Origin of the sequence: Limimaricola cinnabarinus (assembly GCF_047631075.1) — a bacterium.
Classification (GTDB): Bacteria; Pseudomonadota; Alphaproteobacteria; order Rhodobacterales; family Rhodobacteraceae; genus Limimaricola; species Limimaricola cinnabarinus.
The window spans coordinates 69,568-91,903 of the sequence record NZ_JBLHYX010000016.1 but is presented as its reverse complement, the minus strand read 5'-3'; the positions used below and the strand labels follow the sequence as shown (position 1 = coordinate 91,903).

At 67.5% G+C, this 22,336-nt stretch carries 24 protein-coding genes; 9 read left to right on the top strand and 15 right to left on the bottom strand.

Annotated features, from left to right (window positions below):
• Nucleotides 1-149 precede the first annotated feature (149 nt).
• The 6 genes from pheT to pyk form a co-directional block, all read right to left on the bottom strand.
• Entirely contained in the window at nucleotides 150-2,543 is a 2,394-nt protein-coding gene (pheT, locus tag ACJASC_RS13610) for a phenylalanine--tRNA ligase subunit beta (RefSeq protein ID WP_415146506.1), read from the bottom strand.
• A complete protein-coding gene (locus ACJASC_RS13605; protein ID WP_415146505.1) occupies nucleotides 2,540-3,142 on the bottom strand; it encodes a hypothetical protein in 603 nt (200 codons plus the stop codon). Before ACJASC_RS13605 ends, pheT begins: the two co-directional genes overlap by 4 nt.
• 10 nt (nucleotides 3,143-3,152) lie before the next feature.
• A complete protein-coding gene (pheS, locus tag ACJASC_RS13600; RefSeq protein ID WP_415146504.1) occupies nucleotides 3,153-4,211 on the bottom strand; it encodes a phenylalanine--tRNA ligase subunit alpha in 1,059 nt (352 codons plus the stop codon).
• Nucleotides 4,212-4,325: 114 nt separating this feature from the next.
• Complete coding sequence (rplT, locus tag ACJASC_RS13595; protein WP_021693618.1) at nucleotides 4,326-4,688, bottom strand: 50S ribosomal protein L20; 363 nt, start codon at nucleotides 4,686-4,688, stop codon at nucleotides 4,326-4,328.
• A 12-nt stretch (nucleotides 4,689-4,700) separates the two neighbouring features.
• Nucleotides 4,701-4,901 carry a 50S ribosomal protein L35 gene (gene rpmI, locus ACJASC_RS13590; RefSeq protein ID WP_021693619.1) on the bottom strand — a complete coding sequence of 67 codons (201 nt, stop codon included), beginning with the start codon at nucleotides 4,899-4,901 and terminating at the stop codon, nucleotides 4,701-4,703.
• A 127-nt stretch (nucleotides 4,902-5,028) separates the two neighbouring features.
• A complete protein-coding gene (gene pyk / locus ACJASC_RS13585) occupies nucleotides 5,029-6,474 on the bottom strand; it encodes a pyruvate kinase (protein ID WP_415146503.1) in 1,446 nt (481 codons plus the stop codon).
• A gap of 171 nt (nucleotides 6,475-6,645) precedes the next feature.
• Between pyk and ACJASC_RS13580 the strand changes: the two genes are divergently transcribed.
• Both ACJASC_RS13580 and ACJASC_RS13575 read left to right on the top strand, forming a co-directional pair.
• Nucleotides 6,646-7,389 carry an N-formylglutamate amidohydrolase gene (locus ACJASC_RS13580; RefSeq protein WP_415146502.1) on the top strand — a complete coding sequence of 248 codons (744 nt, stop codon included), beginning with the start codon at nucleotides 6,646-6,648 and terminating at the stop codon, nucleotides 7,387-7,389.
• 21 nt (nucleotides 7,390-7,410) lie between these two features.
• Nucleotides 7,411-7,731 carry a DUF1244 domain-containing protein gene (locus tag ACJASC_RS13575; protein WP_415146514.1) on the top strand — a complete coding sequence of 107 codons (321 nt, stop codon included), beginning with the start codon at nucleotides 7,411-7,413 and terminating at the stop codon, nucleotides 7,729-7,731.
• Between the two features lie 4 nt (nucleotides 7,732-7,735).
• On the opposite strand, the gene ACJASC_RS13570 is transcribed toward ACJASC_RS13575, so the two are convergent.
• From ACJASC_RS13570 to ACJASC_RS13550, 5 genes are all read right to left on the bottom strand, one after another.
• A complete protein-coding gene (locus ACJASC_RS13570; protein ID WP_415146501.1) occupies nucleotides 7,736-8,050 on the bottom strand; it encodes a DnaJ family domain-containing protein in 315 nt (104 codons plus the stop codon).
• Nucleotides 8,051-8,067: 17 nt separating this feature from the next.
• On the bottom strand, nucleotides 8,068-8,928 hold the full coding sequence (locus ACJASC_RS13565) for a D-amino-acid transaminase (RefSeq protein ID WP_415146500.1): 861 nt from the start codon (nucleotides 8,926-8,928) through the stop codon (nucleotides 8,068-8,070).
• Between the two features lie 61 nt (nucleotides 8,929-8,989).
• Nucleotides 8,990-9,952 (bottom strand): N-acetyl-D-Glu racemase DgcA, encoded by a 963-nt coding sequence (gene dgcA / locus ACJASC_RS13560; RefSeq protein WP_415146499.1) that lies wholly within the window; start codon nucleotides 9,950-9,952, stop codon nucleotides 8,990-8,992.
• Nucleotides 9,949-10,971 (bottom strand): MBL fold metallo-hydrolase, encoded by a 1,023-nt coding sequence (locus tag ACJASC_RS13555; protein ID WP_415146498.1) that lies wholly within the window; start codon nucleotides 10,969-10,971, stop codon nucleotides 9,949-9,951. Before ACJASC_RS13555 ends, dgcA begins: the two co-directional genes overlap by 4 nt.
• Before the next feature lie 131 nt (nucleotides 10,972-11,102).
• Nucleotides 11,103-12,800: an acyl-CoA dehydrogenase gene (locus ACJASC_RS13550; protein WP_415146497.1), complete on the bottom strand. Its 1,698-nt coding sequence runs from the start codon at nucleotides 12,798-12,800 to the stop codon at nucleotides 11,103-11,105.
• 99 nt (nucleotides 12,801-12,899) lie between these two features.
• Here ACJASC_RS13550 and ACJASC_RS13545 point away from each other — a divergent pair, with 99 nt between their 5' ends.
• Both ACJASC_RS13545 and ACJASC_RS13540 read left to right on the top strand, forming a co-directional pair.
• The gene (locus tag ACJASC_RS13545) at nucleotides 12,900-13,847 is read left to right on the top strand and encodes an L-threonylcarbamoyladenylate synthase (RefSeq protein ID WP_415146496.1); all 948 of its coding nucleotides are present in this window, start codon (nucleotides 12,900-12,902) and stop codon (nucleotides 13,845-13,847) included.
• 53 nt (nucleotides 13,848-13,900) lie between these two features.
• Nucleotides 13,901-14,260, top strand: a complete 360-nt coding sequence (locus tag ACJASC_RS13540) for a YigZ family protein (protein ID WP_415146495.1) — start codon at nucleotides 13,901-13,903, stop codon at nucleotides 14,258-14,260.
• Between the two features lie 15 nt (nucleotides 14,261-14,275).
• Here ACJASC_RS13540 and ACJASC_RS13535 read toward each other — a convergent pair whose 3' ends face one another.
• A complete protein-coding gene (locus tag ACJASC_RS13535) occupies nucleotides 14,276-15,049 on the bottom strand; it encodes a potassium channel family protein (RefSeq protein ID WP_415146494.1) in 774 nt (257 codons plus the stop codon).
• A gap of 169 nt (nucleotides 15,050-15,218) precedes the next feature.
• On the opposite strand from ACJASC_RS13535, the gene ACJASC_RS13530 reads away from it, so the two are divergent.
• The 4 genes from ACJASC_RS13530 (at nucleotide 15,219) to ACJASC_RS13515 (ending at nucleotide 18,463) form a co-directional block, all read left to right on the top strand.
• Entirely contained in the window at nucleotides 15,219-16,175 is a 957-nt protein-coding gene (locus tag ACJASC_RS13530) for an aspartate carbamoyltransferase catalytic subunit (RefSeq protein ID WP_415146493.1), read from the top strand.
• A complete protein-coding gene (gene pyrC, locus ACJASC_RS13525) occupies nucleotides 16,172-17,446 on the top strand; it encodes a dihydroorotase (protein ID WP_415146492.1) in 1,275 nt (424 codons plus the stop codon). Before ACJASC_RS13530 ends, pyrC begins: the two co-directional genes overlap by 4 nt.
• On the top strand, nucleotides 17,446-18,051 hold the full coding sequence (gene plsY / locus ACJASC_RS13520; RefSeq protein ID WP_415146491.1) for a glycerol-3-phosphate 1-O-acyltransferase PlsY: 606 nt from the start codon (nucleotides 17,446-17,448) through the stop codon (nucleotides 18,049-18,051). The genes pyrC and plsY overlap by 1 nt, the downstream gene beginning before the upstream one ends.
• Nucleotides 18,052-18,151: 100 nt before the next feature.
• Nucleotides 18,152-18,463, top strand: coding sequence for a TM2 domain-containing protein (locus ACJASC_RS13515; RefSeq protein ID WP_021693637.1), 312 nt, complete (start codon nucleotides 18,152-18,154; stop codon nucleotides 18,461-18,463).
• 34 nt (nucleotides 18,464-18,497) lie between these two features.
• Here the strand turns inward: ACJASC_RS13515 and ACJASC_RS13510 are convergent, their stop codons facing one another.
• The 3 genes from ACJASC_RS13510 to ACJASC_RS13500 form a co-directional block, all read right to left on the bottom strand.
• The gene (locus tag ACJASC_RS13510) at nucleotides 18,498-19,868 is read right to left on the bottom strand and encodes a glutamate--cysteine ligase (protein WP_415146490.1); all 1,371 of its coding nucleotides are present in this window, start codon (nucleotides 19,866-19,868) and stop codon (nucleotides 18,498-18,500) included.
• A 136-nt stretch (nucleotides 19,869-20,004) separates the two neighbouring features.
• A complete protein-coding gene (locus ACJASC_RS13505; protein WP_415146489.1) occupies nucleotides 20,005-20,553 on the bottom strand; it encodes a hypothetical protein in 549 nt (182 codons plus the stop codon).
• A gap of 36 nt (nucleotides 20,554-20,589) precedes the next feature.
• The gene (locus ACJASC_RS13500) at nucleotides 20,590-21,309 is read right to left on the bottom strand and encodes a 16S rRNA (uracil(1498)-N(3))-methyltransferase (RefSeq protein ID WP_415146488.1); all 720 of its coding nucleotides are present in this window, start codon (nucleotides 21,307-21,309) and stop codon (nucleotides 20,590-20,592) included.
• 12 nt (nucleotides 21,310-21,321) lie between these two features.
• On the opposite strand from ACJASC_RS13500, the gene ubiA reads away from it, so the two are divergent.
• On the top strand, nucleotides 21,322-22,290 hold the full coding sequence (ubiA, locus tag ACJASC_RS13495) for a 4-hydroxybenzoate octaprenyltransferase (protein ID WP_045319853.1): 969 nt from the start codon (nucleotides 21,322-21,324) through the stop codon (nucleotides 22,288-22,290).
• The last annotated feature ends 46 nt before the right edge of the window (nucleotides 22,291-22,336 follow it).

Genomic DNA, 22,336 nt, shown 5'->3' with positions numbered 1-22,336 from the left:
TGTCTCCTGGCTTGGTTCGGCCCATACATAGTGCGAGGGGCGAAAGAGGCGCATCTTACGGCGCTCGAAGGTGGGCGGGCGCGGCCCTTGAGCCAAGACAGGGGCGGACCATCGGCCCGCCCCTGTCTTGGCTCATCCGGCGAAAGCGATCAGCCGCGCAGCTCTCCGCCCGTGGCCTTGGCCACCTTGTCGACGATCTTCGCGCCCACCGCCTCGATCTCCTTCTCGGTGAGCGTCGCCTCGGTGGGCTGCAGCCGCACCGTGATGGCGATGGATTTGCGCCCCTCGCCAAGCGAGCCGCCCTGAAACTGGTCGAAGACCCGCACATCCGAGATCAACGCCTTGTCAGCACCCTGAGCCGCGTTCACCAGCGTCAGCGCCTCGACCTGCGCATCGACCACGAAGGCGAAGTCGCGCTCGACCGGCTGCAGTGAGGGCGGCGTGAAGGCCGGGCGCGCGTTGCCGTTCTGGCGCGGCAGCGGCACCTCCTCGGGGAACAGCACGAAGGCGACCGCCGGGCCCTTCACGTCGAGCGTGGCAAGCACCTTGGGGTGCAACTCGCCAAAGACGCCGAGCACCTTCTTGGGCCCGAGGCAGATCCGCCCGTGACGGCCCGGATGCCACCAGCCCTCGGCCCCGCGCAGGATCTGTACCTTGGCAGGCGCACCCATCGAAGCCAGCACCGCCTCGGCATCGGTCTTGGCGTCGAAGAGGTCCACGGGGCGCGACGCGTTATGCACGTCCTTAGGCCCGGTCTTGCCGGTCAAAAGGCCCGCCACCGCCAGCCGCTGCTCGCCCGGCTCGCCGCCCCAGAACACGTGACCTGCCTCGAACAGCGCCAGATCGCCCTGCCCGCGCGCCTGATTGCGCGCGGCGGCGCGCAAGAGGCCCGGCAGCAGATCGGGGCGCATGTGGCTCATCTCCGACGAAATCGGGTTTTCGAGCCGGGTCGCGTCCGAGCCGCCGCCGAACAGCGCCGCGGCTTCGGCGTCGATGAAGCTGTAGGTGACGCATTCGTCGTAGCCGAGCGCCGCGGTGGTGCGCCGCGCCTTTGACAGCCGCGCCTGCATCGGCGTCAGCACCGGCTTGGCCACACCCTCGGGACGCGGCAGCGGCACGCCCTTGAGCTTGGACAGAGAGGCCACGCGCGCGACCTCCTCGACCAGATCGGCCTCGCCCTGGATGTCCGAGCGCCAGGCCGGCACATGCGCCATGCCGTCATCGAGCCGGAAGCCCAGCCGGTCGAGCGTCTGGCGCTGCTCCTTCACGGGGATGTCCATGCCGACGATCTTCGTCACCGCCTTGGGATCGAAGCGGTAGGCGCGGCTGGTGTCCGGCGTGGCGCCCGCGATCGCCATCTTCGACGCCTCGCCGCCCGCGTGATCGACGATCATCCGCACCGCGATCTGCAACCCGGTTGTCACGAAATCGGTGTCGATGCCGCGCTCGAAGCGCTGCCGCGCGTCGGAATGGATGCGCAGCGCCCGCCCCGTGAGCGCGATCTGAACCGGGTTCCACAGCGCGCTTTCGACGAAGACGTCTGTCGTCTCCTCGGTGACGCCGGTGTCGGCCCCACCCATGATGCCCGCGAGGCTCTCGACGCCGTTGTCGTCGGAGATGACGATCATGCCGTGGTCGAGCGTGTAGGTCTTGTCGTCGAGCGCCGGGAAACTTTCACCGCCCATCGCGCGGTGCACCCGCAGGTTGCCCGCGACCTTGTCGGCGTCGAAGACGTGGAGCGGCCGGTTCAGGTCATAGGTGATGTAGTTGGTGACATCGACGAGGAAGCTGATCGGGCGCAGGCCGATGGCACGCAGCCGGTCCTGCAGCCAGTCCGGCGAGGGGCCGTTCTTCACGCCGCGAATGACGCGGCCCGCGAAGATCGGGCAGCCGTCGCGGGTGTCGGGCGCGATTTCGACGCCGATGGGGCAATCATAGCCACCCGGCACAGCGTTGACTTCGAGCGGCTTCAGCGTGCCGATACCGCGCGCCGAGAGGTCGCGGGCGATGCCGCGGATGCCGAGCGCGTCGCCGCGGTTCGGCGTGATCGCGATCTCGATCACCGGGTCGACCTTGGCGGGATCGTTCTCGGCCAGCCAGTCGGCAAAGCTCTGGCCCACCTCGCCCGAGGGCAGCTCGATGATGCCCTCATGCGCGTCGCCGAGGCCCAGCTCGCGCTCGGAGCACATCATGCCGTGGCTCTCGACGCCGCGGATCTTGCCGACGCCGATGGTGAAGTCGGGGCCGGGAACATAGGTTCCGGGCCGCGCGACGACGACGGTGATGCCCTGCCGCGCGTTGGGCGCGCCGCAAATAATTTGGTCCTCGCCACCGGGCAGCTCGACGCGGCAGACCTGCAGCTTGTCGGCGTCGGGGTGGCGCTCGGCGGCGACGACCTTGCCGAGGACGAAGTCCTTGAGCGCGGCGGCGGGGTTCTCGATGCCTTCGACCTCAAGCCCGAGATCGGTCAGCGCCTCGGCGATCTCGTCGATGGTCGCGGTGGTGTCGAGATGGTCCTTGAGCCAAGAGAGGGTGAATTTCATGGGTTTACTCCATCTCGCGACTTAGCAAGAATATTGAAATTTGAAGCCTTTGAATAATAGTTCTTGCGATCACTAGATCCCTCAATGACTCTGAGATCATCATACATCGCCTCAATAGCTTTAGATTTGAGATCTAGAAAAGGAACCGGTCTATCTTCGGTTAAAGCCCTATGGAATGCACCGCCGCCACCACCCACAATAAAAGAAATAACATCTTGAAATGCGGGCCCGACTTTATCGCACGCGCTACCAACTGATAAGGGAGCACTAATTCTGACTTTATCAGACATTGCCTGAAGATGCAGAAGGTTTCTTACCACAGCATGCACGCTCTCTTTAGTTTTGCCATAATAAGCATCACTGAAGTCATCTTGCTTATTGAAGCCCTCCTCAATGGCAAAGATGCAACTAGTATATGCCTCGTCCATTGCAGCGATATATTGGACGTACAGCTCCAAACGGTCGTCCCGAAACTTTTCAAATTGCCGGTCCGCTTGCAGCCTAGTTTCCCGCCGCGTCACCCAGTAAGCGCTTAGGGCAGCCACAGCTATGGTAGCAACCGACTGGAGGATCGCACTGTAGATTGGATTAACCTCCATTAGATCGTTTTCACTCCCTCAACGTCGGCACATCCAGCGCTGCGAAGCCGTAATGCTTCAGCCAGCGCAGGTCGCTCTCGAAGAAGGCGCGCAGGTCGGGGATGCCGTATTTCAGCATCGCCAGACGGTCGATGCCGAGGCCGAAGGCGAAGCCCTGATACTTTTCCGGATCGATCTTGGCGTTGCGCAGCACCTTGGGGTGCACCATGCCGGAGCCGAGCACTTCGAGCCAGTCGTCGCCCTCGCCCACCTTTACGGTACCGTCCTGCCACGAGCATTGGATGTCGACCTCGGCCGAAGGCTCGGTGAAGGGGAAGTGCGAGGCGCGGAAGCGGGTCTTCACCGGCTTGCCGAAAAAGGCCGAGAGGAACTCCTCCAGCACCCATTTGAGGTTCGCCATGGTGATGTCGGTGCCGATGGCGAGGCCCTCGACCTGATGGAACATCGGGGTGTGGGTCTGGTCGTAATCGGCGCGGTAAACGCGGCCCGGACAAATGATGCGAATGGGCGCGCCGTTCTCTTCCATCGAGCGGATCTGCACCGGCGAGGTATGGGTGCGCAGCACGTGCGGGGGGCGGTGATCGCCCGGGGCGCGGTGCGTGTAGAAGGTGTCCATCTCGGCGCGGGCCGGGTGGTGGCCGGGGATGTTGAGCGCGTCGAAATTGTACCAGTCGCTCTCGATCTGCGGGCCTTCGGCCACCGAGAAGCCCATGTCGGCGAAGATCGCGACGACCTCCTCGGTCACTTGGCTGATCGGGTGGATCGTGCCTTGGCGCGCAGGACGGGTGGGCAGCGTCACGTCGAGCCATTCGGTCTTGAGCCGCGCCTCCAGCGCCGCGTCCGCGAGAGAGGCCTTGCGTGCCGAGAGCGCGTCGGCGATCTCGGTCTTGAGCGCGTTGAGCCTCGGCCCCTGCTCCTGACGCTCCTCGGGGCTCATGCCGCCCAGCGTCTTCATCAGGCCCGAGATCTCGCCCTTCTTGCCCAGCGCGCGCACGCGCAGATCCTCGATGCCCGCCTCGTCGCCGGCCTCGGCGATCAGCCCCAGATACCTGTCTCGAAGATCGTCCATGTCGTCACCCTTTTCTGCCGGTCCGGACTAGCAGCCCCGTCCCGAAACGCAAGAAGCCGCGCGACCCCGTCGGGGGTGGCGCGGCTTCGAATTCTTTCGCTCTCGAACGGCCGATCAGGCCAGAGCGGCGCGCGCCTTGTCGACGATCGCGTTGAACGCCTCGGGCTCGTGCACCGCGAGATCGGCGAGAACCTTGCGGTCCACCTCGATCCCGGCGAGCGACAGGCCGTTGATGAAGCGCGAATAGGTCATCTGCTCGTCGAACGAACGGACACCGGCGTTGATCCGCTGGATCCACAGGGCGCGGAAGTTGCGCTTGCGGTTCTTGCGGTCACGGGTCGCGTACTGGTTCGCCTTGTCGACGGCCTGCTTGGCCACCTTGAAGGTCTTGGAGCGGCGATCGTAATAGCCCTTCGCCTGGTCCAGGATCTTCTTGTGACGGCGATGGGTGACGGTTCCACCTTTGGTGCGGCTCATATCCGGGTCTCCTTAGCGCGCGTAGGGCATCATCGGCTTGATGATCTTCTCATCAGCCTTGGCCAGAACAGTGGTTCCACGTGCGTCACGGATGAACTTCGTGCTGCGCTTGATCATGCCGTGGCGCTTGCCTGCCTGACCGGCCTTGATCCGGCCCGAGGCCGTCACCTTGAACCGCTTTTTGCAGCTCGACTTCGTCTTCATCTTGGGCATTTCCATCTCCCTTCCGGAACGGTGGTGGGACCGTTCGCCTCGGCATGCCAAGAAGGCCGGACGAACGGGGTGAGCGCGCCGTATAGGCGGCGCGCGAGATCAAGGCAAGGGGGGTTGCCCCCTGCCCTCATTCGGGATCGGCGTTGAAGATCAGCCGCTCGTCGCAGGGTGCGACGCGCAGGATGTTGGTGGTGCCGGGCGTGTTGAAGGGCACGCCCGCCGTCACCACGATCAGGTCCTTCTCGGTGGCGAGCCCCTGCTCGCGCGCGCAGCGCGCGGCGTTGACCACGGCCATCTTGAAGCGGTCGACCTCGCCGGTGACAACGCAGTTGGTGCCCCATGTCAGGCACAGGCGGCGCGCCGTGCTGCGGATCGAGGTCAGCGCGAGGATCGGCACGCGCGGACGCTCGCGCGCCACCAGCGACGCCGTGGTGCCCGATTGCGAGAAGCAGCAGATCGCCTTGACGTTGGTGGTCTCGGCGATCTCGCGCGCGGCGGCGACGATGCCGTCGGCGACCGAGTTGTGCGCGACCTTGCGCGAGCTTTCGATGATCTCGCGGTAGGTGCTGTCGGTCTCGACCTCGTGGGCGACGTTGTCCATCGTCGCGACCGCCTCGATCGGATACTGCCCGGCGGCTGATTCGGCCGAGAGCATGATCGCGTCGGCGCCCTCGTAGATCGCGGTGGCGACGTCCGAGACCTCGGCGCGGGTCGGCATCGGGCTTTCGATCATCGATTCGAGCATCTGCGTCGCGACGATCACCGGCTTGGCGGCGGCGCGGCAGCGGCGCACGAGGCGCTTCTGGATCGGCGGCACGTTCTGGACCGGAAGCTCCACGCCCAGATCGCCGCGCGCGACCATGATGCCGTCGGAGACGCTCAGGATCTCGTTGAAGGCCTTCACGGCGGCGGGCTTTTCGATCTTGGACAGGATCGCGGCGCGGCCGCGGCACAGCTCGCGCGCCTCCTCCACGTCGGCAGCACGCTGCACGAAGCTGAGCGCCAGCCAGTCGACGCCGAGGTCGCAGACGAATTCGAGATCCTTGCGGTCCTTTTCCGACAGCGCCGCCAGCGGCAGCACCACGTCGGGGACGTTCACGCCCTTGCGGTTCGAAATGGTGCCGCCGACGACCACTTCGCAATTGGCGAAGTCGGCGCCGCAATCCTTGACCCTGAGGCGGATCTTGCCGTCGTTGACCAGAAGCGAGGCGCCGGGCTCCAGCGCGTCGAAGATCTCCTTGTGCGGCAGCCGCACGCGGGTCACGTCGCCCTCGGCCTCGTCGAGGTCGAGCCGGAAATCGGCGCCGGGCACCAGCTCTTCCTCGCCATTGGCGAAGGCGCCGACGCGCAGCTTGGGGCCCTGAAGGTCCGCGAGAATGCCGATCGGCGTGTCGAGGTCTTCTTCGACCTGACGGATGATCGCGTGGCGCGCGCGGATCTCGTCATGCGCGCCATGGCTCATGTTGAGACGGAACACGTCGGCGCCAGCCTCGACCAGGGCGCGGATCACCTCGTAGGTGCTCGACGCCGGTCCCAGCGTGGCCACGATTTTCACATTGCGATGGCGCTTCATCGATAGGATCCTCTCGACTGTCCCAATGGACGCGATAAGTGTTCGACCGGGCAGCGGAAATATCCGTTACCGCTACCAGTGCCGGTTCGGCGCCGTTATTGCGCAAATCGGCCCGCGTCACAACTGCCCGTGCGACACCAGAGCGAACGACAGCGGAGTACACTGGATTTCATGACCTCGGAAGCCTATCACATTCTCGGCGAGAAGCGCCGCTCCCGTTGGCTCGTCACCTGCGACCACGCCAGCAACCACGTGCCGCCTTGGGTTTCAGGCGGCGATCTGGGCCTGCCTGCCTCGGACATGGCGCGCCACATCGCTTGGGATGTCGGGGCCGCAGGTCTGGCCGAGGCGCTGGCCGAACGGCTCGACGCACCGGCGATCCTGTCGAAATTCTCGCGGCTGGTGATCGATCCCAACCGGGGCGAGGACGACCCCACCCTGCTGATGAAGCTCTATGACGGCTCGATCATCCCCGGCAACCGCCATGCGGGACCCCAAGAAACCGAAGAGCGGCTGGCGCGGCTGCACCGGCCCTACCATGAGGCCTACGAGGCGCTGGCCACACGGCGCGACGACACGGTGGTGGTGGCGATCCACAGCTATGTTTCGCAGCTTCGGGGCCGTCCGTTCCGCCCCTGGCAGGTCGCCATCCTGCACAGCCATCTCGATTCGCGCCTTGCCGATCCGCTGATCGCGCGGCTGCGCGAGGACGCGGAGCTGATGGTGGGCGACAACGAACCCTATTCGGGCCATCTGCCGGGCGATTCCATCGACCGTCACGCCCTCTCCGAGGGCCGCCCCAACGTCCTGATCGAGGTGCGCAACGACCTGATCGAGGAAGAGGCGGGGCAGATCGCATGGGCCGAACGCTTGGCACCGGCGCTGCGCGACATACTTCGCGAGACGGGACTATAAGGGAGACCGATCATGAGCCGGATGGACGAGATCGACGAGACGACCCGCACCGAGATCGAGGCAGCGGCGTTCCGCAGGCTGCGAAAGCACCTGATGGAGGAGCGCCCTGACGTGCAGAACATCGATCTGATGAACATGGCCGGATTCTGCCGCAACTGCCTTTCGCGCTGGACGCAGGAGGCGGCGGCCGAGCGCGGCCTTGAGCTGTCGAAGGACGAGGCGCGCGAGGCCTATTACGGCATGCCCTATGACGACTGGCGCGCCCGGCACCAGACCGAGGCGACGGACGCGACCCGCGCCGCCTTCGACGCGGCGCAAAAGCACGAGGCGAGCGAGGGCTGAGCCATCAGCCGTGGCGGCGCATCGCCTCCATCTCAAGGGCGAGCCGCATTTCCAGATCGGCGAGGCGGCGCATCTCCTCGCGTCTCGCGTCCTCGCCGGTCAGCTCCGCCAACCGCGCCTTCGCCTCGGCGATCTCGCGGCTGAGCGTGACGCCCTTTGGCTTGGCGCCCGATTCGCGCATCAACCGGTCGAGCACCGCGTCACCGGGCGCGTGCAGATCGGCGATCGGCCTGCCCGCACCGGGCAGGTTGTCGAAGGCCCCGTCCCTTTCCGCCTTGGCGATGACGCGGCTGATATGATCGATCAGCGGATGGTCCATGCGGGCCTCCCCCGGTGTCAGAGCGCCGCCTTGCGGCTTTCCTCGATATAGATCTCGCGCAGGCGGCTCGCCACCCGGCCCGGCTTGCCCGCACCGATCTGCGCCCCGTCGATCTCCACCACCGGCATCACGAAGGTCGAAGCCGAGGTGATGAACGCCTCGTCGGCGTCCTGCGCCTCCTCGATGGTGAAAGCGCGCTCCTCGACCTGCATCTGCGCCTCGCGGGCAAAACGCAGCACGGCGGCGCGGGTGATGCCGTGCAGGATCTCGTTGCCCAGATGCCGGGTGACGATGGTGTTGCCCTTGACGATATAGGCGTTGTTCGAGGTGCCCTCGGTCACCGCGCCCTCCTCGACCATCCACGCGTCATCGGCGCCCGCCGCCTTGGCCATCATCTTGCCCATCGAGGGGTAGAGAAGCTGCACCGTCTTGATGTCGCGGCGGCCCCAGCGGATGTCGGGGATCGAGATCACCTTGAGACCGGTCTTGGCCGCCGGGCTATCGGCGAGGCCGGGCTTGGACTGGGTGAACAATACCACGGTCGGCTCGGTGTCTTTGGGTGGGAAGATGAAATCACGGTCATTCGGCGCACCGCGGGTGATCTGGAGATAGATCAGCCCCTCATCGATGTCATTGCGCGCCACCAGCTCGCGATGAATATCGAGAAGCGCCTCGTCCTCCATCGGCTTGCGGATCTGCAACTCGGAGAGTGAGCGCGCGAGCCGCTTCGCATGGCCCTCGAAATCGATCAGCTTGCCGCCAAGCACGCTCGTCACCTCGTAGACCCCGTCGGCCATCAGGAAGCCGCGGTCGAAGACGGACACCTTGGCCTCGTGCTCGGGCAGGTACTCTCCGTTGACATAGACGGTGCGGGTCATGGCGCTCTCCTGTTGGCTCTCGCCCCCTTCTGCCGCAGGGGGAGGCGCGATGCCAGAGGGATCAGCCCCAGAGCGCGGGCTCGGCCGGGTGCAGCCCTTGCGCGTCGTGCCGCATCGCCGGCTCGCGGTCGCGCGCCAGCAGCAGCGGCCCGTCGAGATCGACGACCGAAGCGCCCTGCGCCACCAGATGCGCGGGCGCCATCGCCAGCGATGAGCCGACCATGCAGCCGACCATGATGTCATACCCCGCCGCCCGCGCCGCATCGCGCAAGGCGAGCGCCTCGGTCAGCCCGCCGGTCTTGTCGAGCTTGATGTTGGCCATGTCGTACTTGCCAGCCAGTCCCGGCAGCGAGGCGCGGTCATGGCAGCTTTCATCCGCGCAGACCGGCACCGGACGCGCGAGGCCGATCAGCGCCGCGTCCTCCCCCGCAGGCAGCGGCTGCTCGACCAGAGCCACGCCGAGCCGTTGCAGATGCGGCGCAAGGTCGGCATGGATCGCGGCGCTCCAGCCCTCGTTGGCATCGACGATGATGGTGGCGCGGGGCGCGCCGCGCCGCACGGCTTCGAGCCGGGGCATGTCGTCGGGCGTGCCGAGCTTGATCTTGAGGATCGGGCGATGCGCCTCCTCGCGGGCGCGAGCCTCCATCGCTTCGGCCGTATCGAGCGAGAGCGTATAGGCGGTGACGACCGGCTCCGGCCGCGTCAGTCCGGCGAGCCGCCAGACCGGAACGCCCGTCCGCTTCGCCTCCAGATCCCATAGCGCGCAATCCACTGCGTTACGCGCGGCTCCCGGTGGCAGGGCCTCCTGCAATTCCTGTCGCGACACCCCCTCCGGCAGCGCTTCCACCTGCGCTCGAACGCTGGCGAGGCTCTCGCCATAGCGCGCGTATGGCACAGCCTCACCCCGTCCTTCGAAGCCTTCGCGGCAAATCCGCACGCTCAGCACTCGCGCCGCGCTGCGGCTGCCACGGCTGATCGTGAAGGCACGGGCGAGCGGAAAGCTTTCATCGAAGATCTCGATCATACAGCCCTCCAGCGCCACGCCCCGTCATCGCCCATCTCGCGCAGGGCCCGGCCTTGCGCCACCAAAGCGTTCAGGTGGCCCAGCGCCTCGGCCAGCGCGAGGCCGTAGCTGTCGCGCGTCACCGAGCGGCGAAACAGCGGCGCGAAGCAGTCGCCGCCGGTGCGCGGCACGGCGAGGTGGCCCACCAGCCGATCGAGCGCGTCGCGATGTCCCTGCGCCATCTGCGCCAGCCGCTCGGGCAGGCCGCGATAGGGCTTCTTGTGGCCGGGCAGCACGAGTTGATCGGGCCGGGCGAAGGCGGCCAGCCGCTCGCAGGCCTCGATCCAGTCGGTGACGGGGTCGTTCTCGGGTTCGGTCGGCTGCACGCCGAGATTGGGGCTGATGCCCGGCAGCAGCTGGTCGCCGCCGATCACCAGATCGCCGCCCTCCTGCCAGAAGGTCGCGTGCTCCGGCGCATGGCCCTCGCCCATGCGGATCAGCCAGTCACGCCCGCCGATGCGGAGCCGGTCACCCTCGCGGATGCGGGCGTAGGAGAGCGGCAGCGGCGCCACCCAGTCGGTGAAGTTGAAGGGCCGCTCGGTGCGGCGCTGCGCCAGAAGCTCGGCATCCATGCCCGCGCGCTTCCAGAACGCCACCACCGGTTTGGGCGGCAGGCTCTGCTCCTCGCCCCGGAGCATCCGTGACAGCAGGTAGCCGGTGCGCGGCATCACCAGTTCTGCCCCGCGTGCGGCGAGCCACCCCGCGAGACCCACGTGATCGGGGTGGTGATGCGTCACCACCACCCGCCGCAGCGGACGCCCGCCCAAGGAGCCCGAGAGCAGCGCCTCCCAGACCTCGCGGATCTTCGTGGTATCGAGACCCGTGTCGATCACGGTCCAGCCATCGCCGTCGTCGAGCGCATAGACATTCACGTGGTTGAGCGCCCAAGGCAGCGGCAGCTGCATCCACAGCACGCCGGGGGCGACCTCGGTCGCGGTGCCGGGGACGGGAGGTTCGTCGAACGGAGTTCGGGCGCGCATGTTCTGTGTCATGACCCCCGTGATGGCGTAGCGCGCCCGCGGCGTCCAGACGGCTCAAGCGGGGTCAGCGGCTCGATGCCTTGGGCGGCCTCATGTTCCAATGCCCTGGGTGGAGCCGGAGTTTCGACGCCTCATGGGGTCAGGTCTTCGGCCCCCAATGCCATCACGCAGCCTTCTCCGGCCCGAAGCGCCGCTAGATGCGCCGACAGTTCGGGCAGCATTCGCTGGATGTAGAAGGCGGCGAGCCGCTTGCGTTTGCCATTGCCGGCCCGTGCCGCCTGCAGGTGATAATGCGCGCCCAAGAGCCGGGCGAAGGCGCGCAGGTAAGGCATCGCACCGGCGAAACGCGCAGACACCTCGCGCGCCACGAGCCATTCGGTCGCCTCACGCATCTGCTCGGCGGCCTGCCACACCGGCTCGGCCAGATCGGGCACCATTTCGCGCGCGGCCTCGGCCCCTGCCTCGATCTCGTCGAAGAGCCTGAAGGCCGCCTCGCCGCCATCCATCATCTTGCGGCCCACGAGGTCCATCGCCTGAATGCCGTTGGTGCCCTCGTAGATCGCGGTGATCCGCGCGTCTCGCAGGAACTGCGCGGCCCCTGTCTCCTCGATGAAGCCCATGCCGCCATGCACCTGGATGCCCAGATCCGCGACGTTGATCCCGGTCTCGGTGCCGAAAGTCTTGGCGATCGGCGTCAGCAGCGCCGCGCGCGCCGTCTCGGCGGCCCGCCCCTCGCGGCCAAGGTCGATCGCCTTGGCGCAGGCCAGCGTGATCGCGCGGGCGGCAAAGGTCTCGGCCCGCATGCGCGCCAGCATCGCGCGCACATCGGCATGCTCGACGATCGCGCCCGAGCCGCCGGCCCGACCCTGCTTGCGATCCATCGCGTAGGCCAAAGCCGCCTGCGTCGCTGCCTCGGCCACGCCCACGGCCTGGCTGCCGACGCCGAGCCGGGCGGTGTTCATCATGGTGAACATCGCGGCCATTCCGGCATGGGGTTCGCCCACCAGCCAGCCCTTGGCCCCGTCGTATTCCATCACCGCCGTGGGCGAGCCGTGGATGCCGAGCTTGTGCTCGAGGCTGACCACGCGCAAGGAATTGGCCTCGCCGGGCCTGCCACTCGCATCCGGGATGAGCTTGGGCACGAGAAACAGCGAGATTCCTTTGGTCCCCGCCGCGCCATCGGGAAGCCGCGCCAGCACCATATGCGCTACGTTGTCGGAAAAGTCGTTGTCGGCCCAGGTGATGTAGATCTTCTGCCCGGTGATCCGGTAGGTCCCTTCGCCATCCGGCTCGGCCCGGGTCCTGAGCGCGCCCACATCCGACCCGGCCTGCGGTTCGGTCAGGTTCATGGTGCCGCACCATTCGCCGGAGATCAGCTTGGGCAGATAGAGCGCCTGAAGATCGGGGCTGGCATGATGCTCCAGCGCCTCGATCTCGGCCTGCGTCATCAGCGGGTTGAGCTGCAGCGCAAGGCAGGCCCCGCCCATCATCTCGTTGACGCAGGTGGCCAGCGCCATCGGCAGGCCCATGCCGCCATGCTCGGGGTCGGCGGCCATGCCGACCCAGCCACCCGAGGCGATGGCGCGGTAACCCTCGGCATAGCCCGGCGAGGTGCGCACCACGCCGTTTTCGAGCCGCGCGCCCGACAGATCCCCCGCCCGGTTGAGCGGCGCGAGGATATCGTCGCACATCCGCGCCGCCTCGGTCAGGATCGCGTCGGTCACGTCGGAGGTCATCTCGGCGTGGCGCGCGGTCGCGGCCACGTCGGAAAAGCCGATCACGTGCTCCAGAATGAACCGGAAATCCTCGACTGGGGCATGAAAGGGCATTGCGGGCTTCCTCTGGCGCGTGGCATTCCGGGGGTCGGATACCGCTGCAAACGCAGACTGATACGCCGCCCCCCGACCTCGCAACCAGGACGCCACGTCATGACCCGACACCTCGATCCCGACGAGACCGGCCTCAAGCGTGCCGCCGAAATGCTGCGCCGGGGCGGGCTCGTCTCCTTTCCGACCGAGACGGTCTACGGGCTTGGCGGCGACGCAAGCGACGATGCCGCCGTGGCGCGGATCTATCAAGCCAAGGGGCGGCCCAGCTTCAACCCGCTGATCGTGCATCTGCCCGACGCCGAGGCGGTCGAGGCCTATTGCGTGCTGGACGACACCGCGCGCCGTCTCGCCGCCGCCTTCTGGCCCGGCGCGCTGACGCTGGTGCTGCCGATCCGGCCCTATGCCGGGATCTCGAAACTGGTGACGGCGGGGCTCGACACGCTGGCGGTGCGGGTGCCCGATCACCCGCTGGCGCAGGCGCTTTTGCGCGAGGCGGCGCTGCCGGTGGCGGCCCCGTCGGCCAACCCGTCGGGCCGCATCAGCCCGACCACCGCCGCGCACGTGCTGGCGGGGCTGGCGGGCCGGATCGACGCGGTGCTCGATGGCGGACCCTGCGGCGTCGGCCTCGAATCCACGATCCTCGACTGCATCGGGGAGGCACCGGTGCTGCTGCGCGCGGGTGGGCTCCCGGCGGAGGCGATCGAGGCCTGCCTCGGCGCATCCTTGGCGCTCGGCCCCGTCGCACCCTCTACCGCGCCCACCGCCCCCGGACAGCTCGTGTCGCATTACGCGCCGCGCGGCACGGTGCGGCTCGATGCTACCGAAACCGAGCCGGGCGAGACCTATCTCGGCTTCGGCCCGCTCGGGGCGGACATGAACCTGTCGCGCTCGGGCGACCTTGTAGAGGCGGCGGCCAATCTCTTCGATTGCCTGCACCGGCTCGACACGATGGGGGCTGAGCGGATCGCCGTGGCCCCCATCCCCGACCACGGGCTGGGCCGCGCGATCAACGACCGGCTCCGGCGCGCGGCGGCCCCGCGCGACTGAAGGCCGCCCTGCCTTCGCTTGATCCAAGCCCGCCCGGCCTCTAGGCCGGCACCATGCATGTGTTCGAGAACATCATCAGCGATCGCGGCTCGAAATACGCGGTTTCCGGCGGCCCTTGCGCCTCGGAGGCCGAGGCCAAGGGGTTTCTCAAGGAGCTGCAGCGCCGCAAGAAGTTCGCCAAGGCCACCCATAACAGCTGGGGGCTGCTGACGGCGGATGGCCCGCTCAAGGGCGATGACGGCGAAAGCGGCGCGGGCATGGTGATCCTGCGCATGCTGGAGCGCGACGCGGTGGAGGGGCACATCATCGTCGTGACCCGCTGGTATGGCGGCAAGCATCTGGGCGGCGACCGGTTCCGTCATGTGCAGGAAGCGGTGCGGATCTACCTGTCGCGCACCGGCCTCACGCCCTGACGGTGGGACCCGGCCTCAGATCTCGCCTTCGGTCTCGATGTGGATGTTGGTGCCGCAATGCTTGCAATGCACCGCGTCCGCATCGTGCAGCACGAGGCCGCAGGTCTGGCATGGTTCGCGCACCTTGAGCGGGCGAAACAGCACCTGGGCCAGCCGCAAAAACAGCGTGACGCCGCAGATCATGATGGCGATCGAGATCATCCGCCCCCAAGTGCCCTGAAGGGTGATGTCGCCGAAGCCCGTCGTCGTCAGCGCCGTCACCGTGAAATAGAGCGCGTCGGCGTAATTGCCGATATCGGGGCTGGTGCGGTGCTGCGTGGCAAAGACGAGGCCCGACATCACGAAGATGAAGACGCCGAGATTGGTCGCCGCGACCAACGCCTGCTCGCTTTCACGAAAGAAGCGGAAATCCTGCCGTAGCCGGTCCCGCATCTGGTACATGTGCAAGAGCCGCAGCATCCGCACCACCCGCAGAAAGGCAAAACCCTCGCCTGCGAGCGGCGCAAAGAAGGAAACCGCACTTACCAGATCGGCGAGAGTCGTGGGATAGACAAGGAACCGCCACGGCCGCGGGGCCAGCCAGACGCGGGCGGCCAGGTCGACGATGATCACCAGACCGAAGGCGATATCGACCACCTGAATCCAAGGCCCGTAAGACGTGAAGGAGGTGACGACGACAAAGAGGATCGCCATGAGATCGAAGCCCAGAAGCCAGTAGCGAAAGCTATGCGCCCGCGAGGTCTCACCCTCGTAAAGCTCCCGCAGCGTTGTCTTGAGGCTGCCTCGCATCGATGTCTCCCTTGCCGTCCGGCTCCGTCCCGGTGCGGCGCAGGTCTCGCACGCGCGGATCATGCTGTCGATCCGCTGGCGCGCATCGCCCCCCCAGTGCGGCCCCGCCGCTTTACGCGGCGCCCGCCCCGGCCCTATAAGGCGCGCGCAGCATCCCGGAGCCTTGCCCATGACCTTCCGTGCCCGCCACCTGCTCGGGATCGAGCCCCTGCACCCAACCGAGATCACCGAGCTTCTCGACACCGCCCAGCATTACGCCGAGCTGAACCGGCAGGGCCGCGCGCCGCGCGACGTGTTGGCGGGGCTGACCCAGATCAACATGTTCTTCGAGAATTCGACCCGCACGCAGGCCAGCTTCGAGATCGCGGGCAAGCGGCTCGGGGCGGACGTGATGAACATGGCGATGCAGGCCAGTTCGGTGAAGAAGGGTGAGACGCTGATCGATACGGCGCTGACGCTCAACGCGATGCGCCCCGACCTGCTGGTCGTGCGGCACCCGAACTCCGGCGCGGTCGACTTGCTGGCGCAGAAGGTCAACTGCTCGGTGCTCAACGCGGGCGATGGGCGGCACGAGCACCCGACGCAGGCGCTGCTCGACGGGCTTACCATCCGCCGGGCCAAGGGGCGGCTGCACCGGCTTTCCATCGCGATCTGCGGCGACATCGCGCATAGCCGCGTCGCGCGCTCGAACATCATGCTCCTGGGCAAGATGGAAAACCGCATCCGCCTCATCGCGCCACCGACCCTGATGCCCTCGGGGGTGGCCGAGTTCGGCGTCGAGGTGTTCGACGACATGGAAGAGGGCCTTCGCGACGTCGACGTGGTGATGATGCTCAGGCTGCAGAAAGAACGGATGGATGGCGGCTTCATCCCGTCGGAGCGCGAGTATTTCCACCGCTACGGCCTCGATGCCGCAAAGCTGGCCCATGCCAAGCCCGACGCCATCGTGATGCATCCCGGGCCGATGAACCGGGGCGTCGAGATCGACGGCACCATCGCCGACGACATCAACCGCTCCGTGATCCAGGAGCAGGTCGAGATGGGCGTCGCCGTGCGCATGGCGGCGATGGACCTTCTGGCACGCAACGCGCGCGCGGCGCGGACCGAGACCGGAGTGATGGCATGAGCATTCTTTTCACCAATGCCCGGCTGATCGACCCCGAGCGCGGCGAGACGCGCGGCGCGCTGCTGGTCGAGGATGGCCGTATCAAGGCCGTGATCGAGAGCGGTGATCTGCCACAGGCGGAGGAGGTGATCGACTGCCGGGGCAAATGCCTCGCGCCGGGGATCGTCGATCTCGGGGTCAAGGTGTCCGAGCCGGGCGAGCGGCACAAGGAGAGCTTTGCCTCTGCCGGGCGCGCCGCCGCCGCCGGCGGCGTCACCACCATCGTCACCCGCCCCGACACGCTGCCCAGCATCGACACGCCCGAAACGCTCGAATTCGTGGTGCGCCGCGCCCGCGAGGACAGCCCGGTCCGGGTGCTGCCGATGGCGGCGCTGACCAAGGGCCGCGAAGGGCGTGAGATGACCGAGATCGGGTTTTTGCGCGACGCGGGCGCGGTGGCCTTCACAGATTGCGACCGCGTCGTCACCGACACCAAGGTGTTTTCCCGCGCGCTGGCCTATGCCCGCTCGCTCGATGCGCTGGTGATGGCGCATGTGCAGGAGCCGGGCCTGTCGAAGGGCGCCGTCGTCACCTCGGGCAAGTTCGCCTCGCTGCGCGGCCTGCCGGGCGTGTCGCCCATGGCCGAGCGCATGGCGCTCGACCGTGACATCGCGCTTCTGGAGATGACGGGCGCGCGCTACCACGCCGACCAGATCACCACGGCGCGGGCGCTTCCGGCGCTGGAGCGGGCCAAGGACAACGGTCTCGACATCACGGCGGGGGTGTCGGTGCATCACCTGACGCTGAACGAGCTCGACGTCGCCGACTACCGCAGCTTCTTCAAGCTCAAGCCGCCGCTGCGTGCCGAGGAGGATCGCATGGCGGTGGGCGAGGCGCTGGCCTCGGGCCTCATCGACATCCTGTGCTCCATGCACACGCCGCAGGACGAGGAAAGCAAGCGTCTGCCCTTCGAGGAGGCGGCCTCGGGCGCGGTGGGGCTGGAGACCCTCCTGCCCGCCTCGATGCGGCTGGTGCATGGCGGGGTGATCGACCTGCCCGGCCTGTTCCGGGCGCTATCGCTCAACCCGTCGAGGCGGCTGGGGCTGGAGACGGGTCGGCTGACCGAGGGCGCGCCCGCCGATCTGGTCTGGTTCGACCCCGACGCGCCCTTCGTGCTCGATCGGGCCACACTCCGCTCGAAATCGCGCAACACCCCCTTTGACGGGGCCCGGCTGGAGGGCAAGGTCCTCGGGACCTGGGTTGCAGGTCGGAGCGTGACGGAGACCTGCTGATGCCCGTGATGGAGACCACGACCGCCCTGCTGATCCTCTGGGCGGTGATCGGCTACCTTCTGGGCTCCATCCCCTTCGGCCTCATCATCACCCGTGCCATGGGACTGGGCGACGTGCGCGCCATCGGATCGGGCAATATCGGCGCCACCAACGTGCTGCGCACCGGCTCGAAAGCTGCTGCCATCGCGACGCTGCTGCTCGACGCGGGCAAGGCGATCGCCGCCGTCATCCTCGCGCGGATCTTCGCCGCCGAGGACGCGGCGCAGATCGCGGGGGCCGCGGCCTTCGCCGGGCATTGCTACCCGATCTGGCTGCGGTTTCGCGGCGGCAAGGGGGTGGCGACGATCCTCGGCCTGCTGATCGCGCTGAGCTGGCCCGTGGGCCTCGCGGCCTGCGCCACGTGGCTCGCCGCCGCCTTCGCGTTCCGCTACTCCTCGCTCGCGGCGCTTCTGGCCGCGGGTTTCGCGCCGCTCTATTCGCTGCTCTTCGGAGATGGGCGGATTGTGCTGCTCAGCCTCGTACTGGCGCTGATCCTCTACGCCCGGCACGCCCCCAACATCGCGCGGCTGCGCGCCGGCACCGAGCCGCGCATCGGCAGGAAATAGACCTATACCCTTGCCGCGTTGCCTCTCCCCGGCAAAGGGGGGATGATCCTGAGGTCGTTCATACGCACGACAGGTAACGATAGTCACGAGTTTGCCAGCAATGTCCAAGGACTGGAAACAGCCTCCCCCGGCAGAGGAGCCGCAGCGGCACAAGAACCTCACCACTGCCATGCTGCTGGCAATTTTTCTCGGGCCGCTGGGCGCGCATCGATTCTACATGGGCCGGACCGGGTCAGGCGCGATGATGCTGATGCTGGCCGTCACCGTCGTGGGGTTGGCGGTGACCGTGCTGTGGCTTTTGATCGACCTGCCGCGGCTGCCGGTGATGATCCGCCGCCACAACGCGGCGATCGACCGGCGGCGCATGCTCGACCACCGCTCCGAAACCCACGGCTTTCCGCGCCTGAACTGAAGCGCGCGGCCCGCCGGAACGGGCCGCGGATCTCTCAGTAGGAATGCGCGGTATAGATGCGGTCCAGATCGCCGCCCCATGCGCCATAGTATTCCTCGAGCAGTTCATCCGCGGGCGTGCGGCCCGTCTCGATGCTTTCCTTGAGCGCGTTCAGGAAATGCGTCTCGTCGGGCACCAGCCCGCCCGCGCCGGGCCGGGCCCGCGCCTTGAGACCGGCCTCGGCGATCTCGACCGCCTGCCGCGCCAGATCATGCATGGACAGGCCGTTCACTCGTGCCTGGAGCCCCTGCTCGGCGGCCGCCACGCGCAGCGCCTCGCGGGTCTCGGCGTCCCAGCCCTTGACCATGTCCCACGCCGCGTCGAGCGCGCCCTGATCATAGGTCAGCCCGACCCAGAAGGCGGGCAGCGCGCAGAGCCGGCGCCACGGACCGCCATCGGCGCCGCGCATTTCGATGAACTTCTTGACCCGCGCCTCTGGGAACACCGTGGTCAGGTGATCGGCCCAGTCCGAGAGCGTCGGCTTCTCGCCCGGCAGCGCCGGAAGCTCGCCCTTGAGGAAGTCGCGGAAGGATTGGCCCAGCGCGTCGATGTATTTCCCGTCGCGGTAGACGAAATACATCGGGACATCGAGCACCCAATCGACATAGCGCTCGAAGCCCATGCCCTCCTCGAAGGCGAAGGGCAGCATCCCGGTGCGCGAATCGTCCAGGCCCCGCCAGATCCGCGAGCGCCAGGATTTCATGCCGTTGGGCTTGCCGTCGAAGAAGGGCGAGTTGGCGAAAAGCGCGGTCGCCACCGGCTGCAACGCCAGCGCCACGCGCAGTTTCTTGACCATGTCCGCCTCGGAGGAAAAGTCAAGATTCACCTGCACCGTGCAGGTGCGGTACATCATCTGCTTTCCATGGGTGCCGACGCGGTCCATGTAATCGGTCATCAGCCGGTAGCGGCCTTTCGGCATCATCGGCATCTGGTCTTCGGACCACTGGGGCGCGGCACCCAGCCCGATGAAGCCGACGCCGATTTCGTCGGCGATCTCCTTCACCTCGGCGAGGTGGCTGTTCACCTCGTCGCAGGTCTGGTGGATCGTCTCGAGCGGCGCGCCCGACAGCTCGAACTGCCCGCCCGGCTCGAGGCTTATGTTGGCACCGTTGCGCTCCAACCCGATCAGCTTGCCCTGCTCCTCGACCGGCGACCAGCCGAAGCGGTCGCGCATCCCTTCGAGCATGGCGCGGATCGAGCGTGGCCCCTCATAGGGCAGCGGCTTCAGGCTGTCGCGGCAATAGCCGAACTTCTCGTGCTCGGTGCCGATGCGCCAATCGCTCTCGGGCTTGCAGCCGGAGGCGAGATATTCGGCGAGTTGGGAATGGTGCTCGATCGGCCCGCCGCCGGATTGAGGGATGGACATGGCGCTGGCTCCTATCGTGCGAGGCGGGGCTACAGGTGTCGCGCATGGGGCCATAAGTCAATGGAGAGGCCGCGCGGTTTCGCGCGCGGGGTCTTTGCGCCCCCGCACAGAATCCCCCATCGATCGCCCGCGATCCTCAGACGACGGTGAGCCGGGCGGGCCGGGTCCAGACCGTCACCACGTCCGGCGTCTCGCCATTGAGAAGCTCGATCATGCGACCATGCCTGAGCCCCGGCAGCGCCGCGAAGGCATCGAACAGCGTCTCGGCCCCATCGGCGGTCACCGGAATCGCCAGCACCTCGTTCCCGCTCTCCAAAAGCCAATGCGCGGGCTTGGCGCGCCGATCGAGCCTGAGGCGGCGCACCGCGTCGAGATCCATCGTGCCACCGGTGAGCGGCCCCATATAGGCCACGCGCCCCTCATCGATCCTGAGAAGGCCCGGCCCCCGCCCTTCCTGCCGAAAGCGCCAGCGCTGCACGCCGCCCACCATCAGCCCCGCGCCCAGCGCGGCAAGGCCCCAGCCCAGCCATTGCAGGATGCCAAAGCTCGTGAGCGCCCACCACAGCCCGAGGCCCAGCACGGCCAGACCCGCAATCACCTCGCGCCCGCGCCACAGCGCCGCGCGGGCCTCAGGGCGCAACAGATCGGCCATCGCCTCGCCCGACTTTACACTCGAAATACTCATGCCCGGCCAAGGCCGCGCGCTTCGGCTCAGAACGTGTCACTGCCAGTCCCCCAAGCGCATCTGCCACAGCGTCAGCGCCGCCACGGCGGCGGTATCGGCGCGCAGGATGCGCGGGCCCAAGCTCACGGGATGCGCATGATCGAGGCGGCGCAGCCGGCTGCGCTCGGTGTCCGAGAACCCGCCCTCCGGCCCGATCAGCACCGCCCATGGCCCCGGCGCGTCGGGCAGCGCGCCGCTCTCGCCCACCAGCGCCTCGTCGCAGAACATCAGGCGACGTCCCTCGGGCCAGCCGTCGAGCAGCTTGGCCAGCTTCACCGGCTCGGCCACCTGCGGCACATAGGTGCCGCCGCATTGCTCGGCGGCCTCGATCGCATGGGCCTGCAGCCGGTCGGTGCGCACTCTCTCAGAATTAGTGAACGCGGTCAGCACCGGGACGATGCGCGACGCGCCCATCTCGGCGGCCTTCTCGACGATGAAGTCGGTGCGTGCCTTCTTGATCGGCGCGAAACACAGCCACAGGTCGGGCGGCGGCATGAACGCCTTGGTCTTCGCGCCGATCTCGAGGCTGCCGCCGCGCTTGTTGGCCTGCGCAAGCGTGGCGTCGAATTCGCCCGATCGCCCGTCAAAGACCGAGATGACACTCCCCATCGGAAGTCGCATCACCCCCGAGAGGTAGTGCGCCTGCGCCGCCTCCAGCGGAACGGTTTGCCCTTCGGCCAGAGGGTGATCTACAAACAGCCGGACTTTTGATGCCATGGGGCGGACCATATGAAACCGGCGGATCGGATGCCAGAGGCCGAAAGCGGAGCCGTCGCGGATGCGGTGCAGGGCAACTGGGTGGACCGGTGGGCCCCGCGCGCCGCGCGGCCCTATCTGCGGCTGAGCCGGGCCGACAGGCCGATCGGCACGTGGCTGCTGCTGCTGCCCTGCTGGTGGGGTCTCGCGCTGGCCGCGCTCGCCACCGGGCGGTTCGGCTGGGAGGGAGCATGGATTGCCCTTGGATGCGCGCTTGGCGCGTTCCTGATGCGTGGCGCGGGCTGCACATGGAACGACGTGACCGACCGGCATATCGACGGCGCGGTCGCGCGGACCCGCTCGCGGCCCATCCCCGCGGGACAGGTGCGGGTGGTGCAGGCGCTGATCTGGATGGCGGCGCAGTCGCTGGTCTCGCTGGTCATCCTGCTCACCTTCGATTGGGCCGCGATCTGGCTCGGCGTCGCCTCGCTGGTCCCCGTGGCGATCTATCCCTTCGCCAAGCGGTTCACATGGTGGCCGCAGGTGTTCCTCGGCCTCGCCTTCAACTGGGGCGCGCTGCTGGCCTGGGCGGCACTGGCCGGCTCGCTCTCCCTCGCGCCGCTCGTTCTTTATCTCTCAGGCATCGCGTGGACGCTGTTCTACGACACGATCTATGCCCATCAGGACGCCGAGGACGACGCGCTGATCGGCGTGAAATCCACCGCGCGGCTGTTCGGCGACCGCACGAAGACATGGCTGCGCGGTTTTCTCGTGGCGACCGTTCTGCTGATGGGTTTCGCGGTTCTGCTGGCGGCGCGCGACCGTTCGATGCTGTCGCTGGTGGTGGCGCTGGGCGGGCCTTGGGCGATCGGCTGGCACATGTCATGGCAGTTGTCGCGATTCGATGCATCGGACAATGCGGGGCTGCTACGGCTGTTTCGTTCGAATCGCGATGCGGGGCTGCTGCCCGTGCTGTTTTCCGCCGCCGCTCTGGCACTGTGATTGATCTGGCCGCCCCCGCGCCCTAGAAGGCGCGGGTCGCAACAGT